The organism is Mycobacterium sp. 852014-50255_SCH5639931 (genome assembly GCF_001665605.1).
GTDB classification, from domain to species: domain Bacteria; phylum Actinomycetota; class Actinomycetes; order Mycobacteriales; family Mycobacteriaceae; genus Mycobacterium; species Mycobacterium paraffinicum.
The window spans coordinates 12,545-29,483 of sequence record NZ_LZSV01000009.1 but is presented as its reverse complement, the minus strand read 5'-3'; the positions used below and the strand labels follow the sequence as shown (position 1 = coordinate 29,483).

The 16,939-nt window shown below is 65.1% G+C and carries 16 protein-coding genes and 1 tRNA gene; 9 read left to right on the top strand and 8 right to left on the bottom strand.

Translation table 11 applies throughout. The features are described 5' to 3' along the window. Position 1 precedes the first annotated feature (1 nt). From A5758_RS04280 to A5758_RS04260, 5 genes are all read left to right on the top strand, one after another. The gene (locus tag A5758_RS04280; RefSeq protein WP_067736922.1) at positions 2 to 202 is read left to right on the top strand and encodes a ferredoxin; all 201 of its coding nucleotides are present in this window, start codon (positions 2 to 4) and stop codon (positions 200 to 202) included. After that, positions 199 to 1,314, top strand: a complete 1,116-nt coding sequence (locus A5758_RS04275) for an NDMA-dependent alcohol dehydrogenase (protein ID WP_067736919.1) — start codon at positions 199 to 201, stop codon at positions 1,312 to 1,314. The genes A5758_RS04280 and A5758_RS04275 overlap by 4 nt, the downstream gene beginning before the upstream one ends. 132 nt (positions 1,315 to 1,446) lie before the next feature. Continuing rightward, on the top strand, positions 1,447 to 1,860 hold the full coding sequence (locus tag A5758_RS04270) for a limonene-1,2-epoxide hydrolase family protein (RefSeq protein ID WP_067736916.1): 414 nt from the start codon (positions 1,447 to 1,449) through the stop codon (positions 1,858 to 1,860). After that, positions 1,857 to 2,774 (top strand): SAM-dependent methyltransferase, encoded by a 918-nt coding sequence (locus A5758_RS04265; protein WP_067736913.1) that lies wholly within the window; start codon positions 1,857 to 1,859, stop codon positions 2,772 to 2,774. The genes A5758_RS04270 and A5758_RS04265 overlap by 4 nt, the downstream gene beginning before the upstream one ends. Positions 2,775 to 2,826: 52 nt before the next feature. Beyond that, the gene (locus tag A5758_RS04260) at positions 2,827 to 3,222 is read left to right on the top strand and encodes a nitroreductase family deazaflavin-dependent oxidoreductase (RefSeq protein ID WP_067736911.1); all 396 of its coding nucleotides are present in this window, start codon (positions 2,827 to 2,829) and stop codon (positions 3,220 to 3,222) included. Between the two features lie 264 nt (positions 3,223 to 3,486). Here the strand turns inward: A5758_RS04260 and A5758_RS04250 are convergent, their stop codons facing one another. Next, complete coding sequence (locus A5758_RS04250; protein ID WP_067737062.1) at positions 3,487 to 4,077, bottom strand: TetR/AcrR family transcriptional regulator; 591 nt, start codon at positions 4,075 to 4,077, stop codon at positions 3,487 to 3,489. Positions 4,078 to 4,298: 221 nt separating this feature from the next. Here A5758_RS04250 and A5758_RS04245 point away from each other — a divergent pair, with 221 nt between their 5' ends. Continuing rightward, a complete protein-coding gene (locus A5758_RS04245; protein ID WP_067736908.1) occupies positions 4,299 to 5,612 on the top strand; it encodes a cytochrome P450 in 1,314 nt (437 codons plus the stop codon). A 12-nt stretch (positions 5,613 to 5,624) separates the two neighbouring features. Here A5758_RS04245 and A5758_RS04240 read toward each other — a convergent pair whose 3' ends face one another. After that, positions 5,625 to 6,482, bottom strand: coding sequence for a site-specific integrase (locus A5758_RS04240; protein WP_156622493.1), 858 nt, complete (start codon positions 6,480 to 6,482; stop codon positions 5,625 to 5,627). 331 nt (positions 6,483 to 6,813) lie between these two features. Continuing rightward, a tRNA-Ile gene (locus tag A5758_RS04235) sits at positions 6,814 to 6,887 on the bottom strand. A 206-nt stretch (positions 6,888 to 7,093) separates the two neighbouring features. Here A5758_RS04235 and A5758_RS04230 point away from each other — a divergent pair. Then, positions 7,094 to 9,715 carry a cation-transporting P-type ATPase gene (locus tag A5758_RS04230; protein WP_067736900.1) on the top strand — a complete coding sequence of 874 codons (2,622 nt, stop codon included), beginning with the start codon at positions 7,094 to 7,096 and terminating at the stop codon, positions 9,713 to 9,715. A 163-nt stretch (positions 9,716 to 9,878) separates the two neighbouring features. On the opposite strand, the gene A5758_RS04225 is transcribed toward A5758_RS04230, so the two are convergent. From A5758_RS04225 to A5758_RS04205, 5 genes are all read right to left on the bottom strand, one after another. Continuing rightward, on the bottom strand, positions 9,879 to 10,319 hold the full coding sequence (locus A5758_RS04225; protein ID WP_197503747.1) for a hypothetical protein: 441 nt from the start codon (positions 10,317 to 10,319) through the stop codon (positions 9,879 to 9,881). A 255-nt stretch (positions 10,320 to 10,574) separates the two neighbouring features. After that, complete coding sequence (locus tag A5758_RS04220; RefSeq protein WP_067736897.1) at positions 10,575 to 10,997, bottom strand: hypothetical protein; 423 nt, start codon at positions 10,995 to 10,997, stop codon at positions 10,575 to 10,577. Between the two features lie 401 nt (positions 10,998 to 11,398). Next, positions 11,399 to 12,265, bottom strand: a complete 867-nt coding sequence (locus tag A5758_RS04215) for a carboxymuconolactone decarboxylase family protein (RefSeq protein WP_067736894.1) — start codon at positions 12,263 to 12,265, stop codon at positions 11,399 to 11,401. 40 nt (positions 12,266 to 12,305) lie between these two features. Continuing rightward, the gene (locus tag A5758_RS04210) at positions 12,306 to 13,679 is read right to left on the bottom strand and encodes a TldD/PmbA family protein (protein ID WP_067736890.1); all 1,374 of its coding nucleotides are present in this window, start codon (positions 13,677 to 13,679) and stop codon (positions 12,306 to 12,308) included. Next, positions 13,676 to 15,193 (bottom strand): TldD/PmbA family protein, encoded by a 1,518-nt coding sequence (locus A5758_RS04205; RefSeq protein WP_067737055.1) that lies wholly within the window; start codon positions 15,191 to 15,193, stop codon positions 13,676 to 13,678. The genes A5758_RS04210 and A5758_RS04205 overlap by 4 nt, the downstream gene beginning before the upstream one ends. Positions 15,194 to 15,266: 73 nt before the next feature. On the opposite strand from A5758_RS04205, the gene A5758_RS04200 reads away from it, so the two are divergent. Both A5758_RS04200 and A5758_RS04195 read left to right on the top strand, forming a co-directional pair. Next, positions 15,267 to 16,136, top strand: a complete 870-nt coding sequence (locus tag A5758_RS04200; RefSeq protein ID WP_156622497.1) for a carbohydrate ABC transporter permease — start codon at positions 15,267 to 15,269, stop codon at positions 16,134 to 16,136. Further along, positions 16,123 to 16,938, top strand: coding sequence for a carbohydrate ABC transporter permease (locus tag A5758_RS04195; RefSeq protein ID WP_067206794.1), 816 nt, complete (start codon positions 16,123 to 16,125; stop codon positions 16,936 to 16,938). The genes A5758_RS04200 and A5758_RS04195 overlap by 14 nt, the downstream gene beginning before the upstream one ends. Position 16,939: the final 1 nt, after the last annotated feature.

The following is a 16,939-nucleotide window of genomic DNA, read 5'->3' as shown; positions in this document are numbered from 1 at the left end:
GGTGAAGCTTCGTGTCGACGCAGAAATGTGCCAGGGCCACAGCCGTTGTTACGCAGCATATCCGGAGATGTTCGACATCGACGGCGAAGGGATCGCCTTCGTCACCATGGAAACCATTCCTCCCGAATGGGAAGTCCGGGCGCACAACGCAATCGCGAACTGCCCCGAGCGTGCCATACATATCGTGAAGGAGTCGCCATGAAGACCACCGGGGCAGTTCTGTGGGGGCTGAACGAGAAGTGGTCGGTGGAAGAGATCGAACTCGATCCGCCGCAGGAAGGCGAGGTACTCGTCGAGTTCGAAGCCACCGGTCTATGCCATTCCGACCACCACATCCGCACCGGCGACATGTTCGGGGTGAGTTTTCCCCTGATAGGTGGACACGAAGGGGCGGGCATCGTTCAAGAGGTTGGTCCGGGAGTGCGCGATGTAGCGGTGGGAGACCACGTGGTCACATCTTTCCTACCGGCGTGCGGTCGCTGCCGCTGGTGCGCCACGGGTCATCAGAACCTCTGTGATTTCGGCGCGACCATCCTCGCGGGAGTCCAGGCCGACGGCACCTTCCGGCGCCGAGCCAGAGGACGGGGCATCGGAGCCCTCTCAGGCGTCGGCAGTTTCGCGCAATGGGGCGTGTTGTCGGAAGCCTCAGTGGTCAAGATCGACAACGATGTGCCGCTGTCGCGCGCATGTCTTCTCGGGTGCGGCGTAACCACCGGCTGGGGTTCGGCCGTCAATACCGCGAACATCAGTCCCGGCGACGTGGTGCTCGTGGTTGGCTGCGGCGGGATCGGCAGCGGTGCCATTCAGGGCGCGCGGCTGGCGGGAGCGGAACAAATCGTCGTGGTCGATATTGAGCCGAGCAAGCGCGACAAAGCGTTTCAGTTCGGAGCCACTCACTTTGCCACCTCGATGGAGGAAGCAACCCAGTTAGCCGGCGAGATTACGCGTGGAGTCATGGCCGACTCGGCCATCCTCACGCCAGGCGTGCTCGAGGGCGCGATGATCAACGACGCGCTCAATGCGGTGCGGAAGGGTGGTGCCGTGGTGGTCACCGCCCTGGCATCGATGTCCGACGTGACGCCGACGCTGCCGCTGACGTTGTTCACGCTGTTCCAAAAACGCCTCCTGGGCAGCCTGTACGGCGAAGCCAACCCGCGGGCCGACATCCCTCGGCTTATAAGCCTCTATCGAAGCGGCAAGCTGTTGCTCGACGAAACCGTCACCGCGGAGTACAAACTCGACGACATCAATGAGGCCTACGACGACATGCTCGCCGGCCGCAACATCCGCGGGGTAATAGTCCACGAGCACTGAGTCTTTGGGCAAAGGCGAATCCGCATCGTATCCAGCCCGCGCGACCGGGAGAGAGAAGGCGCTGAATGTCACATACCACCTGTAGGTAATGCCCTAGTTGATTCACTCACTCGCCATGAAGGGATTTCACTCATGTCTTCGCCAGCCGATGTAGTCCGCGACTTCTGTGCCTTGATGGAGCAGCGGGACGCCGAAGCGTTGCGTCCCTTCCTCGCCGAAGGGGCCATTTATCAGAACGTGGGAATGCCCGCCTTCACCGGGCCAGACGCCATCGTGGAGAACATCGCCGCCCAGTTCGCGATGTTCCCGGACGCCTACGCCTTCGAAATCGTCAACCTCGCCAGCGAGGGTTCCGTGGTGCTCACCGAACGCCTGGACTACATCCAGGCTCCGGACGGAAGCAAGCCGGCCATCCCGGTAATGGGGACCTTCGTCGTCGATGACGATGGGCGGATCACTCGCTGGACCGACTATTTCGACCTGAATCTGACGATGAAGCTCCTTCAGGGCGAGGACATTAGCGCCCTGGTGCCCGCGACCGCATGACTTGGGACATCACCACCGATCTGGGATCAACGGCGCTTGCAGTCGCTGCCCAACGGGCAGCAGAAACAGCACAAGATGACCCGTTGATCCACGACGAGTTTGCGGCGGTGTTGGTGGCGGCGGCCGATGAACCGGGTTGGCAACGGATCGCGTGTGGGGACCTTTCGTGGATGGGCGCGGAGGATGATGTGGGGCGGCGGGTCGCGCGAACGGGCCGGGAGTACGTCGCCACACGGACGGTCTTCTTCGACGAGTTCTGTGCTGACGCAGCGAGTTTAGGAGTCAGCCAATTCGTCATCCTCGCTGCCGGCCTCGACGCCCGTGCCTATCGCTTAGTCCCTCTCACCGGCAAGCGTGTGTACGAAATCGACCAGCCCGCAGTCCAGGTGTTCAAGGACGCCGCCCTAACAGCGCATGGAGCTACTCCGCTGGCCGACCTGTGCGCGGTTCCTGTCGATCTGCGCGATGAGCGTTGGCCGCTGAGTTTGATGGAGGCGGGATGGGACAAGTCGCTTCCGACCGCCTGGCTCGTCGAGGGCCTACTGCCCTACATATCGTCAACCGAGCACAACGCGCTCTTCGACGCGCTCACTGCGCTAAGCGCACCGGGTAGCCGGCTGGCCGCCGAGGTCTATCACCACTCGACAATGCATTTTGGCGACAAACGGCTGAGCACTTGGCGCGACGGAGCAGCCGAGATAGACGACGCACTGGGCGTAGACGTGGACGTAACGGCCTTCATCAAGAACCACGATGCGAGCGATACGGCATCATGGCTGTCCCAGCACGGATGGAGGGTGGATTCCCTAGACAGCCGCGAAATGATGTCGCGCCTCGGCAGGCCGATCCCACCGGACCTCCGCGACATCGCGCCAGCTAGTTCGCTGGTAACAGCGATCCGCTCCGGGCCGTAGCGTTCCAACGGATACTGGTCATTTCGAGCTTGGTTGTGAACGAGGGGGATCCATGCGGGTGCCAAGGGCCGTCGCAAACTTCAATCGTCGAGTCACCAATCCAGCGGCTCGGTCGATCACGCCATGGCTTCCAGGCCAAGGGACACTCGAACATGTCGGACGCAAATCAGGCAAGCGTTATCGAACGCCGCTGTTGGTTTTTCCCATCCGCGACGGCTTCGTCGTTCTCATCGGGTACGGGCTGAAATCGGACTGGTTGCAGAATGTATTCGCCGGTGGACAGGCGGTGCTGCACAAGCGCGGCAAGAGTATCGCGCTAGCCAATCCCCGCCTCTTGAGTAAGGCTGAGGCCGCAACGCTCGTTACAGGGCCATCTGGTGTGTTCTACCGCCTGTTTCCGTACAACGAAGCGGCGCTGGTGTTGACCAAAGTCAATTCCACGCAGTGACCACCGTTCGCCTCTTATCGGTAGACCTCCTAGCCACCTCACTGGAGCCGAACAGGATTCTTAAGGTGGGGCGGGCGGGGCTCGAACCCGCGACCAACGGATTATGAGTCCCTATTCTGCGCGCGAACGACCAGGCGAAACGGTTAGCTGAAGGACCTTGAATTGCCTGCTAGAGACCACTTTGGAGGGTTGCCGGTACGTGCGCGGTACGGCTTCGGTACGGCTACAAAACGCCCCCGGTCGCCGGTAAAACGCCGGTATCAGCTACATCGCTCCATCGCCGCCCGTCGCTGGCGCACCTTGAAGGAGACCCTGCGTTACGGACGGTCCGACGAACCGATTCACTATTTCGCGCTCGATTTCTTTGTCTTTGACCGGCCAGTACCACAGGGAGAAGGTGGCGCGGATGACCCATTGCGCTGCAAGAGGATCGTGGTGTCCGATCATTTCTTCGGTGATCTTGGCGACAAGCGGTGAAGCCGTGACCGCCCGGCTGTCTTGATCTGGTCGAGTCACTCCCATGATCAGCTTTCCGAGCGGTTCCGCGCGCATGTAATCCAACCCGACGAGAATGGCGGTGGCGATGCGCTCCGTTCCCTCCAGCCCGTCTATCTCGCGATGCATCAGGCGGATGATGCGATCGGCAAACATGGATATGAGGCGTTCGATGATCGCCGCTTTGCCACCCGCGCGGCGATAGATCGTTGCGGGCGAGCAATGCAGCTTCGCCGCCAGAGCGTCGATGGTGAATGCATCGAATCCCTCGCGCGACACGATTTCGGAGGCCGCGGCAAGGATCCGATCAAGCGCCTCGGCGCTGCGATCCACACCAAGAACCCAATCCTTCGGCGCCATCACGCCTCGCTTCCTGACCCATGAGATAGAGAAAAATCAGTTCTATCACCGTGAGACACTCTTTAGCATTTGTCTCGCAACAATGTGCAGGTCGGGACCAGTTGATTCGGGGTGTGGTCACCGTGAACGTCTGCCGGAGCTTTCAACTTCGGCGTGAGTCGTTGACGGCTTCGAGAGTACTGGCGACTCTCAAAGTTATTGTCTCGAGAAGGGCGTGCCTCATGACCATCGCGCAGACCGCTCGCGGTGCAACTTCGTTGCTGGCTCCGGTGTTTGCGGCGGGCCGGTTGAACGTCGCTGCGGCTGTACAGGTGCGTCGTCGTGGGTACAGTGCCTGGACCGGCGCGGTCAACACTGACTACGATCCGCTGGACCCATCCATCGCAGCGCAGCCCTACGCTGCATACGACGCGCTGCACCGGGGCGGACGTGTGCATTACAACCCTCGCCGGGCGACGTGGATACTGCACCGCCTCGATGACGTTCGGGCAGCCTTGCGCGCGACCGACCAAGTCACCAGCAGCCAGGGGGTCACGCGGGTACGGATGGTCGCCGCCCTCGTTGTAATCACCGACGACGACGAGCACAGCCGACTACGCAGACAAGTGCAGCCAGCCTTCACCAAAGGCGCGCTGGACAATTGGCGCGCCATCATCGACAGGCTTGCCGCTGAACTCGTTGACGAGATGATCAACAATCCCGGCGAAGACGCAGTGACGCGGTTGGCTGTGCCGCTGCCGGTTAGGGTGATCGCCGCGATGCTCGGCGTCCCAGAAGCCGATGTTGCCGAATTTCGCCACTGGACTGACGAATGCTGCCAATTCCTCAATGTCACACCGACGCCGAACGGTGTCGTCAACGGGGCGCGAGCGATGCGCGCCGCAGTGGCGTTGCGCCGCTACTTCAAAGCGCATCTGGCGGCCGGGGAGTTGAAGGGTTCCAACACCGTCTTCGGGCGACTACTGGAGCATCGCACCGACGGCGGCCTGACCGACGACCAACTGTTCTACATCGCCATCACGTTGTTGGTCGCCGGCAACGAAACCACCACCAATCTCCTCGGGGGAATGATCGACACCTACGCTCGATTTCCTGATCAGTACGACATGATCCGCGCCCACCCCGAACTCATCCCACAGGCCGTTGAGGAGCACCTTCGCTACACGAGCCCAGTTCAGCACGTTTACCGGTACACGCGCGCTCCGCACCAAGTCGGAGAGGTCACTATTCCGACAGGTTCTCGGCTGCTGATCTCATTGGGGGCGGCCAACCGTGATCCGCTAGCCTTCGACGATCCCAATACGTTCCGTGCCGACCGCGACCCGCGAACACACGTCGCGTTCGGCTACGGCCCGCATCTGTGCCTGGGCGCCCCATTGGCGCGAATGGAAGCTCACGCCGTTCTCCGAGAACTCGTCAACCGCGTCTCACGAATCTCCGCTACCGGATCTACGAAGTGGTCAACCAACAGCTCACTGCGCGGCCCCACGCATCTACCCATCGTTCTCCACACACGCGCGGGCGCCCGCAATTAATTCGTCTGGAGCTCAACCAAACAACCTGACAACGTTGCTCACGGCCTCGGTAGGCTTCGCGGGGGCGGTCGGCTCCGGTAGGTTGTTCGCCGCGCCGCCATCCTCCGTGGGTATATAGCCGCCGTACACGTCCAGCGTCAGCGAGTACGTGGCGCGCCCTAGCCACTGGCTAACCTGCATGAAGTGGACACCCGCCGATAGCTGTAGTACCGCGAACGTATGCCTAAGGTCATGCAGCCGCACACCTTCGACTGCCGGCGTGTCGGCGGTGGCGGGCCTGCTCGCGGGCAGTCCTACTGCCTCCAGCGCGGGCTTCAGCAGGTTCTTGTAGTACGCGCCCATATCGCACGGCTCCGTAAAGTCCAGGGGCGCAACAGCTTTACAACCACGTCGCCGCGCCCCACCCAGCGCCCGGTTAGGCCACAGCGGCGCAAGGGCTTCCGTACCCCGCGGGTGCGTATTAGCCAGGTAATCCACAAGTTTCGCGGCTAGCCAGGGCGGTAAGGCCACATCGCGGCGGCTCCGCGCGCTCTTGAGTGTGTCGGTGGTCCACTCCCCTGCTTGTCGCTTCTTAGCGCGGCGCACATGGACGGTGCAACTCGGCCCCGGCGCGAACACGAGGTCACCAACCTCCAACCCCGCCAGCTCCTCCGCGCGGAGGCCGGTGTACGCGGCGAAGTAGGTCATCAGCTCATACACTGGGTACCGCTCGCCAATGCTGTTCGCTACGGCGGCAACCTGTTCGGCGGTTAGCGGGTGGTGGCGACGGTTGCGGCGCTCGGCGCTGTTGGCCGAGAAGTCCACGCCGTCAACAGGCTTAGCCGTGATCGCCCTATGGCGCAGGGCGTACACGAACACGTTACGAAGCACCGACCAATGGTGCTTCAGCGTGGCCGGGGTTAACCCGCGTCCCACGAGCGCGGCGAGGAACTGCTCACAGTCGCGCGGGGTAATCGCCGACCCTCATGCGTGATTTCCCAATCGCCAACGGCGGCCACGGTGCGAGCGTATCGGCGGTATGGGAGCTGGTTCGGCAGATAGAGCTGCGCGTCTATCTAAAACCCGTCCTTATCCCCCCAGGGGGGGCCGCTGCTCGCTCGCCGCCAACGCGCTCTCCTGCCCGCCGGTAAAGCGCCGGTAAATCGGTGTTCCCTGCGTGGCCACAGTCGGGCAATATCGCCTCTGACCGGGATGTTTAACGTGGGGCGGGCGGGGCTCGAACCCGCGACCAACGGATTATGAGTCCGCGGCTCTAACCAACTGAGCTACCGCCCCTAGCGATGTTCCGTAGGAAACGGTAGCCGAACGCCGACGTCTATGTCCGTCGGGCGGGATCCCGGGCAGATCAGGTGTTCGGCCATTCGACCGCGCCGGTTATAGCATTTCGTCGGTTGCCGGCGACGAATTGTGAGGGGTCCCTGCAAGAGCACTTGCCATCGCCGCCGAGAGATCACGCGTCGCGCTCAGCGGAGAGGAGAGCCATGGCCGACGTCATGGCGTACGGCCTGACGACCGCCGAGGCGACCGAGCGGCGCGCGGAGGGCGGTGCCAACAAGCTCCCCGCGGCGAGGCGGCCGTCGATCGCTCGCCGGCTGCTCGGGGAGCTGACGCACTTTTTCGCCCTGCTGCTCTGGGCGGCCGCAGTGCTCGCCTTCCTGGCGAAGCTGCCGCAACTCAGCATCGCCATCGTCGCGGTAATCGTGCTGAACGGGGTCTTCTCCTTGATCCAAGAAGCGCGGGCAGACCGGGCCGCCGATCGGCTCCAAGAGATGTTGCCGACGCGGGTCACGGTCTTGCGTGACGGCGCTCGGCGGGTGATCGAGGCCGAGGACGTAGTCGTCGACGATGTGCTGCTACTCGAAAGCGGCGACCGCGTTCCCGCCGACGCGGTGGTGCTCAGCCAGCACCGGTTGCTGGTCGACTCGTCCATGCTCACCGGCGAGAGCGAGGCCGGCGCAGTCGCAGCAAGCGAGCCCCTGTTCGCGGGCACTTTTGTGGTGGAAGGAGATTCGCGTGCCCTGGTCACCGCTATAGGCCAACAGACCCGCCTGGCCGGCATCACCCGGCTGACAACCTCCACCAGGAAGCCTGACACGCCACTGACCCGCGGTTTGCGTGGTGTCGTCCGCCTCATCGCAGCGATCGCAATCGGTGTGGGTGTGCTGTTCCTGCTCGTCTCTGTGCTCGTGGGCAACCCGATCCAGCAGGCCTTCGTGTTCGCGATCGGGGTCACGGTCGCCCTGGTCCCGGAGGCGCTGCTGCCCACCGTGACGTTGTCCCTCGCCTGGGGCTCGGAGCAGATGGCGAAGCGACAGATCCTGGTCCGCAACCTCGAGGCCGTCGAGACGCTCGGGTCCACGACGTTCATCTGCACCGACAAGACGGGAACCCTCACTCGCAACCAGATGACGGTGGTCGAAGCGTGGTCGCCGGCCGGCTCGTTGGCCATCGACGGCGCCGGCTACGGGCCCACAGCGCGGCTCACGTGGTCCTCGCCGATCGCGGAGGAGCCCATTCGCCGGCTCGCCCTGGCCGGGGAACGCTGCTCCACTGGATACGCCGAAGAAGTCGACGGGCAGTGGCGGGCCCACGGCGACCCGATGGAGGCTGCCCTCGATACCTTCGCCCGACGACTGGGCATCGACACCGTCGACGACCGTCGTACCGCCCACGCCGAGCTGCGGTTCCCCTTCGATCCCCGGCTGCGCCGCATGGCTGTCGCGCTGGCCGACGAGATCGTTGTCAAGGGGGCGCCGGACGCCGTGCTTCCGCTCTGCGGTGACGACCCGGCGGCGCACCAAGCCGTGGACACCCTGACCGCCCGGGGGCTTCGAGTACTCGCCGTCGCCGCGTGCCCGAGGAACGGTCGTACACCCCGGGACCAGCAGGAATGCGACCAGGGGTTGCGCCTGCTCGGCCTGGTGGCGCTCGAGGATCCGCCGCGTGAAGACATCTCCACATCCCTCGACGCGTGCCGCAAGGCGGGTGTCAAGGTGGCGATGGTGACCGGTGATCATCCGGCCACCGCCACGGCCATCGGCAACGAGGTGCGGCTACGGTCCGCCGACTCTGCCGTGCTGTTGGGAGCGGATTTACCGGAGGACGAGCAGCATCTCGCCGCTGTCCTCGACCACGACGGGGTGGTGATCGCTCGGGTCTGTCCCGAGGACAAACTCCGCATCGCCCGTGCCCTTCGCTCCCGGGGCCACGTGGTGGCGATGACCGGCGACGGAGTCAACGACGCGCCGGCACTGCACGAGTCGGACATCGGTGTGGCGATGGGCCGCTCCGGCACCGACGTCGCACGCGAGGCGGCCGACCTGGTTCTGCTCGACGACTCCTTCGCCGGCATTGTGGCCGGCATCGAGCAAGGACGCGCCACGTTTGTCAACATCCGCCGGTTCCTGACGTACCACCTGACCGACAATGTTGCCGAGCTGGCACCTTTCCTGGTCTGGGCGCTTTCGGGCGGCCAGTTCCCTCTCGCGCTGGGTGTTCTGCAGATCATCGCGCTCGACATCGGCACCGACACCTTGTCGGCGGTCGCACTCGGTGCCGAGCCGCCCGCGAAGCACCTGCTCGAGGGACCCCCGGTTCACGGCCGGTTAATGAATCGCACGGTGCTGCGCCGGGCCTTCGGGGTGCTGGGACCGCTCGAAGCCGTCGTCTCGCTCACCGCCTTCGTGGTGTCCCTGATGGCGCTCGGCTGGCGTCCCGCAAACCCGTTCCCGACTGGGCACAACCTGGCAATGGCATCAGGCGCGGCATTCATCACCGTCGTCTTCGCCCAGACCGCCAACGTCTTCGCGTGCCGGTCCTCATCGCGCTGGCCGGGAGCGCTGGGCTGGGTCACCAACCGGCTCCTGGTGCCCGCGGCGTTCATCGGGCTGGCCTTTTCACTTGTCGAACTGTGGGTGCCACCCATCGCACGGTTGCTCGGTCAATGGAATCCACCCCTGTGGGGCTGGGCCGTCGCCCTGGCCGCGGTTCCGATCCTGTTCGGCGTCGACGCGCTCGACAAGTACCGGCGGTCGCATCGCCGACAGCCGCGGGCGTCCTCGAAAGCACGCCCAGGACGGGTTCGGGAGCGACTTCATCCCTGACCTTCGTGCAGCAGTTTCAGTGCATTGCGAAACGCAAAGAGCCAAAACCCTTTCGGCCCTTCAATATCCCCGACGCGCAGACCCATTGAGCACCCGTTCGTCGGCACCGACCAGCTCACGCCCGTGAAGTTCGCCGCCGACCGGGCGGCGGGCTTTTAAGGCATCACACGGGCGCGGGCTGCCCGGGGACCTGCCGCGCGGCCTGATCCTTGAGCTTGGGAATCAAGTCCGGCGCGTAAACATAGATCGCCGACTCGACCTCCCACTCGGCCTGGGCCTGCTTCATCGGCGTCGTACGGGTGATCATGTTCACCAGCTCCTGGGCCTCTCCGAACGGATTGGGATTGGCCCGGACCTGGCTGGCGAACCAGCGACCCTCGGCGGCCTCGCTGCAGTCATTGAAATCGGCGTTGTGAACCATCTTGTTCTGCGCCAGCAGCTTGATGTACTGATCGTCAGCCGGGCTCATGTTGCACGACGCCGAGGCGTGCGGCGCCGCGAGCACGGCACCACCGAACATTGCGGCCCCCACAACGCCGGCTGCCGCCACCGCCAGCACCTGCGCGCGCGATCGTGTAATCGTCACTTCTCCAGACCCCCTCATCGTGGAAATTTGCTACTTCCCCTTTCGCGCTAACGCTCGGGTACCACCGTCGACGAGCGCGACAAACGGCCGGCTCGTCAAACAATGAATGAACAGCGGTTAGCCAAAACACCAGTGCGCGTTGAGTATCCAAAAGGCAGGTGACACCCACGCGATGAACGGCCGCCGCCATCCGGCAATCACGCACCCGCAGGCACTCAGCCGTGCCGGTGCCTTACTCTGAGTTAGCTGATGCAGCGCACCAGAGCCGACCCGCTACGCGGACGGCCAGTTCGCGTGCGTGGCCTGGTCTTTGATCTTGGGGATCACGTCTGGCGCATACACGTAGATCGCCGACTCGACCTCCCACTCGGCCTGGGCCTGGTTCATCGACGTCGTGTTCGTGATCATGTTGACCAGCTCCTGGGCCTCCCCAAATGGATTGGGGTGGTTCCGAACCTGGTCGGCGAACCAACGTCCCTCGGCGGCCTCGGTGCAATCACTGAAATCGGCGTTGTGCACCATCTTGTTCTGCGCGAGCAGCTGAATGTACTGGTCGTCCTTGGGGCTCAAGTTGCAGGACGCCGAAGCTTGCGGTGCTGACAGCACCGCGCCGCCGAGCATCGAGGCCCCCAGCGCGACGCCGGCAGCCCAGACCGATGACACTCGCATGCGCGAGCGTGCACGGGTGGTTGTCATCTCCGGTCCTCCCTCTGCGTGGGAGCGGTGTTGCTCTCCGACGCGAACCAAGCCTTGGTGGTAACTGCTAACCGAGACAGCGATTCGGGGCCACCGTTAACAGTCACGCGGTCGATGGTCGTCAACTCAGGCGGCGCTGCCATCCGAGATCACCGTCATGTGTCAGTTTCGGTGCCGAGATATGAATTTAGCCAGAATCGTCCCCCGAGGGACGAACTCTTGTTTGCGTGGTCGTGTACGGATGGTTAACATTTCCTACTTCGTGCCGGCCGGGAGCCTTTCGCGCATCGATGGCGCCCCGGCAGTCACGGCAGGGTCGGCTAGGCCGGCGTCGCCCTTGACCAGTAGCTAAGCGCCGTGCAAGGGGCGGTCAGTGGCCGCTCGGGCCGTACCCGCGATCGTCAGTTGAAGACGGTCTTGCCGTCGGCTCCGAGCAGGTATCGCTCGGTACCCTGCTCGACCCTGGGGGCGTCGGCGCCCAAAGCGACGGCAACTTTGTTGCTTGCATTCCGCATGATGTCAAAGGTGAGCTCGACGGCCTCGGCATCGGAGAACCGGGAGCGCACCTCGGCGGCATCGTCGGCGGCGAGGTGCGCAGGGGTCCAAATTAACGCATCGGCGTAGCGCAGGGCCGCTTTCGCGCGGTCATCGAGCAGCGCCGACGACTCGAAGCGATCGATCTCTTCGTAGAGCGTCTCCGAACCGCCGGCATCGAGTGCCGTGCCCTCGCGCAGCGACTTGCACAACCGGCAATTGTGCTGAGCCGCCCCGTGCAGCCGGACCAGCTCGGAGGTGACGGGGTCCAGCGCACGCATCCGGGCCACCGCGGGCAAGAAGTCGTTGAACACCGGGCCCGACGGCTCGGTGGTGCCATCCCACTCGATGGCGCCGTCGACCCAGCCCAAGTACTCCGATCCGACGCCGAGCGCTTCCAGCCCGGCCCGCACCCGCGGCACGAAGTCGGCGATATACATCAGGACCACCACGCCGAAGGCTCTGTCGCCCAGGTGCTTGATCAGCCGGGACCGCTGCCCGTCGGTGATCGCGGAGACGTCCGCGCTGAACTGCTCGGCGAACTCGGTGGCGACGGCTTCGGCCTCCGACTCGGGCGCGCCGACCTCGACGGGACTGGGCAGTGGCGGCAGCGACAGCGTCTGGGCGCACGTCCGCCGAACCAGGGCCGCAATGCGCGCGTCCGCCGGCGAGCCCGGAGCCAGGGCCACCAACCGCGTCAGCTGATCTTCTTGGACCGAAACCGGAGCCGCCATTCGTCACACGCTAGAACGCGGCCGGCTCAGCGGCAATCGCCTATTGTGCCTGGCTCACCGAAGACATATGGAAGTCCGGTATCCGCAGCGACGGCATGGCGGCACGGGTGGCCCAGTCCGCCCACTCCCGCGGCAGGGTTTTCTCGCTCGCCCCGGCCTCGGTGACCCGCCGCAGCAGGTCCAGCGGACTCTCGTTGAACCGGAAGTTGTTGACCGCGGCGGTCACCTCGCCATCTTCGATGAGGTAGACGCCGTCGCGGGTCAGCCCGGTGAGCAGCAGCGTGGTGGGGTCGACCTCGCGGATGTACCACAGCGTGGTCAGCAGCAGGCCGCGTTCGGTGGCCGCGATCATGTCGGCAAGCTCGGCCGACCCGCCGGTCATCACCAGGTTGTCGGCGGCCACCGCGACGGGGGCATCGAATTTGGCCGCCGTCGCGCGCGGGTACGCCAGCGCGTTGATCACCCCGTTGCGGATCCAGTCCACTTGGCCGATCTCCATGCCGTTGTCGAACACCGACGCCGTCTCCGACGAGCTGCTCACCGCGACGAACGGCGTGCACGCCAGGCCCGGCGCCATCGGATCGGAGAACAGCGTCAGCGGCAATTCGGTGAGCCGCTCCCCCACCCGCGTCCCGCCGCCGGGCGCCGAGAACGCGGTGCGGCCCTCCCGGGCGCCCCGGCCGGCCATCGACCAGGCCAGGTAAAGCATCATGTCGGCCACCGTGGACGGCGGCATGATCGTCTCGTAGCGCCCCGCGGGCAGTTCCACGCGGCGCTCGGCCCAGCCGAGCCGCATCGACAGCTCCTCGAGCATCGAATCCATTGGCACGTCGACGAAGTCGGGCGTGCCGATACCGGCCCATGCGCTAGCGTCGCCGCGCTTGCCGTTGATCTCCACCGCCCCCGCGGGCTGGGTGTAGCGCCGGCGCACTCCGGTCGACGATGCCAGGAACGTCGTCGAAACGCTGTGGTGCGCAAAGCCATACAGCCGGTCGGTGCCGCGGAACCCGCGACTCAAGGAGTCGGCGACATCGGCGAACACCAACGGCCCGGTACCGGGCACCGGCGCGTCCCAATCGACCGGCACCCCGGTATCGGTCAACAGCGGCGCGGCGTCACCGGCCTCGGGCGCCGAGCGGGCCGCCTCCTGGGACGCCGCCACCAACTCGGGGATCACCCGCGGATCCACCTCGGCGGAGACCATCGTGCCGATCCGCGCGCTGGACCCTGCGCGGACGACGGAGATCACCGTGATGCTGCGGTTGACCGAAACACCGTTGGTGGTCATCGAATTGCCCGCCCAGCGCAACGTTGCCTCGACCTTGTCGGTGACGAGCACCATGGTCTCGCTGGCGCCGCCGAGCTTGGCGGCCTCCTCCAAGACCAGGTTGACGACATGCTGCGGGGTGATCATCGGCCGCCCTCGGTCCGGGTGTTGAGCACGTTGACGCCGCGGAACAAGGCCGACGGGCAGCCGTGGCTGACCGGGGCGACCTGGCCGGGCTGCGCCTTGCCGCAGTTGAACGCGCCGCCCAACCGCCAGGTCGACGGGCCGCCCACGGCTTCCATGGAATTCCAGAAATCGGTCGTGGTGGCCTGGTAGGCGACGTCTCGCAATTGACCGTCCAGCCGACCGTCGCGGATGTGGAAGAACCGCTGGCCGGTGAACTGAAAGTTGTAGCGCTGCATGTCGATTGACCAAGACTTGTCGCCGATGATGTAGATGCCGTCCTCGACGCGGCCGATCAGGTCGGCGGTGCTGACGTCCTCGCGCGCCGGCTGCAGCGACACGTTGGCCATCCGCTGAATCGGCACATGATGCGGCGAGTCGGCATACGAGCACCCGTTGGACCGCGGCTGCCCCAGACGCGGAGCGAACACCCGGTCGAGCTGATAGCCGACGAACACCCCGTCGCGCACCAGATCCCAGCTTTGCGCCGCCACGCCCTCGTCGTCGTAACCGATGGTGGCCAACCCGTGCTGGACGGTGCGGTCGGCGGTCACGTTCATCACCGGGGAGCCGTACCGCATGGTGCCGAGCTTGTCCGGCGTGGCGAAAGACGTTCCCGCGTAGGCGGCCTCGTAGCCGATGGCGCGGTCGTATTCGGTTGCGTGCCCGATCGATTCGTGAATGGTCAGCCACAGGTTGGTGGGATCGATCACCAAATCCTTGCGCCCCGCCGTCACGCTGGGCGCCTTGACCTTTTCGGCGAGCAGCGACGGCAACTGCGCCAGCTCGTCGGTCCAGTTCCACACCTCGTCGCCGGCGAGCACTTCCCAGCCGCGCCCAGTCGGCGGGGCCAGCGTGCGCATCGAGTCGAAGCTGCCCGCCTCGGCGTCCACGGTCACCGCCTCCAGCGACGGCTGCACCCGCACCCGCTGCTGGGTGATCGACGATCCGAAGGTATCGGCGTAGAACGTCTGCTCCTTGACGGCGGTAAGCACGGCCGACACGTGGTCGACGCCGTCGGCACTGAGCAGCCGGCCGGAGTATTCCTCCAGCACGCCGATCTTGTCGCTCGCCGGGACGCTGAACGGGTCGATCCGATAATCGGAAACCCAGGTCGCGTCGGCGTATATCGGCTCGGGCGCCAGCTCGACGCGCTCGCTGTTCAGCGTCGCCAGGGTGGTGGCGACCTGCACGGCGCGACGCGCCGTCTCGGCCGCGACCGAGGGCGCGAGCTCGGCGTGCGAGGCGAATCCCCACGTGCCATCGACGATCACCCGCACGGCCAGACCGACCTCGCGGTTGACGACTGCCGTCTCCAGCTCTCCGTCGCGCAGCTGGATGATCTCGGTCACGATGCGGTGAACCCGCAGGTCGGCGTAGCTGGCGCCGGCCGCGGTAGCCGAAGAAAGCGCGGCCTCGGCCAACTGGTGGCGCGGCAGGCTCAGGAAGTCGGCATCGATCCCCCGGTTCGGTGTCACGGATCCACCGTAACGGCCGTTCACCCCAAACCCAGGCCCCGCCCGCTTTAATTACCCCATGGCCAGCGGCGCCCTGAGGACACAGCCTCGCTCCACCGCGCTGGGCTATGCCCTGCTGGCGCCCAGCTTGTTCGGCGTCGTGGCCTTCTTGCTGCTGCCCATCCTCGTGGTGATTTGGCTGAGCCTCTACCGCTGGGACCTGCTGGGTCCGCTGCACTATGTGGGCGGGGCCAACTGGCGGTCGGTGCTGACGGATCGCAACTTCGCCAACTCGCTGATCGTCACAGCTCTCTTCGTGGCGATCGTGGTGCCGGCGCAGACGGTGCTGGGTCTGCTGGCCGCGTCCATGCTGGCCCGCCAGCTTCCCGGCACCGGCCTGTTCCGCACCCTCTACGTGCTGCCGTGGATCTGCGCGCCGCTGGCGATCGCCGTGCTGTGGCGCTGGATTTTGGCCCCGACCGACGGGGCCGTGAGCACCCTGCTGGGACACAGCATCGAATGGCTTTCGGACCCCAGCTTCGCGCTGCCGCTCGTGTCGGCCGTCGTCGTGTGGACCAACGTCGGCTACGTCTCCCTGTCGTTCCTGGCGGGGCTGCTGGCGATCCCCGACGACATTCACGCCGCCGCGCGCACCGACGGCGCCACCGCTTGGCAACGGTTCTGGCGCATCACCCTGCCCATGTTGCGGCCGACCACATTTTTCGTGCTGGTGACCGGAATCGTCAGCACCGCACAGGTTTTCGACATGGTCTACGCGTTGACGGGCGGCGGACCGGCGGGCAGCACCGATCTGGTGGCCCACCGCATCTACGCCGAGGCTTTCGGCGCGGCGGCCATCGGGCGCGCGTCGGTGATGGCGGTGGTGCTGTTCGCCATCCTGATCGGCGCCACGATGGTGCAGCATCTCTACTTCCGGCGGCGGATCAGCTATGACCTCACTTAGCCGGCTCGCCATCTACGGCGGACTCATCCTCGGTGCGCTGATCACGTTGGTCCCCTTTCTGCTTGGTTTGTTGACCTCGTTCACCTCGGCACACCAGTTCGCCACCGGTACGCCTCTGCAGCTGCCACGGCCATTCACCCTGTCCAACTACGCCGACCTCGGTGGGGCCGGGTTCGGCCGCGCGGCGGCGGTGACCGCGTTGATGACCGCCGTGATCCTGGTGGGCCAGTTGACCTTTTCGGTGCTGGCCGCATACGCGTTCGCCCGCTTGCATTTTCCGGGGCGCGACGCTCTGTTCTGGGTCTACATCGCGACGTTGATGGTGCCGGGAACAGTCACCGTGGTGCCGTTGTATCTGATGATGGCCCAGCTCGGCCTGCGCAACACGTTCTGGGCGCTGGTGCTGCCCTTCATGTTCGGCTCGCCGTACGCGATCTTCCTGCTGCGGGAGCACTTTCGGATCATCCCGAACGACTTGGTCAATGCCGCCCACCTGGACGGGGCCAACACCTTGGACGTGATCGTGCATGTGGTGATTCCGTCCAGCCGGCCGGTGTTGGCCGCCTTGACGCTGATCACGGTGGTCTCGCAGTGGAATAACTTCATGTGGCCGTTGGTAATCACCAGCGGGCACAAGTGGCGGGTGCTCACGGTAGCGACGGCCGATCTGCAGTCGCGGTTCAACTCCCAGTGGACGCTGGTCATGGCGGCGACGACGGTCGCGATCGTCCCGCTGATCGCGCTTTTCGTCGTCTTCCAGCGCCACATCGTCGCATCGATCGTTGTCTCGGGGCTCAAGTGAC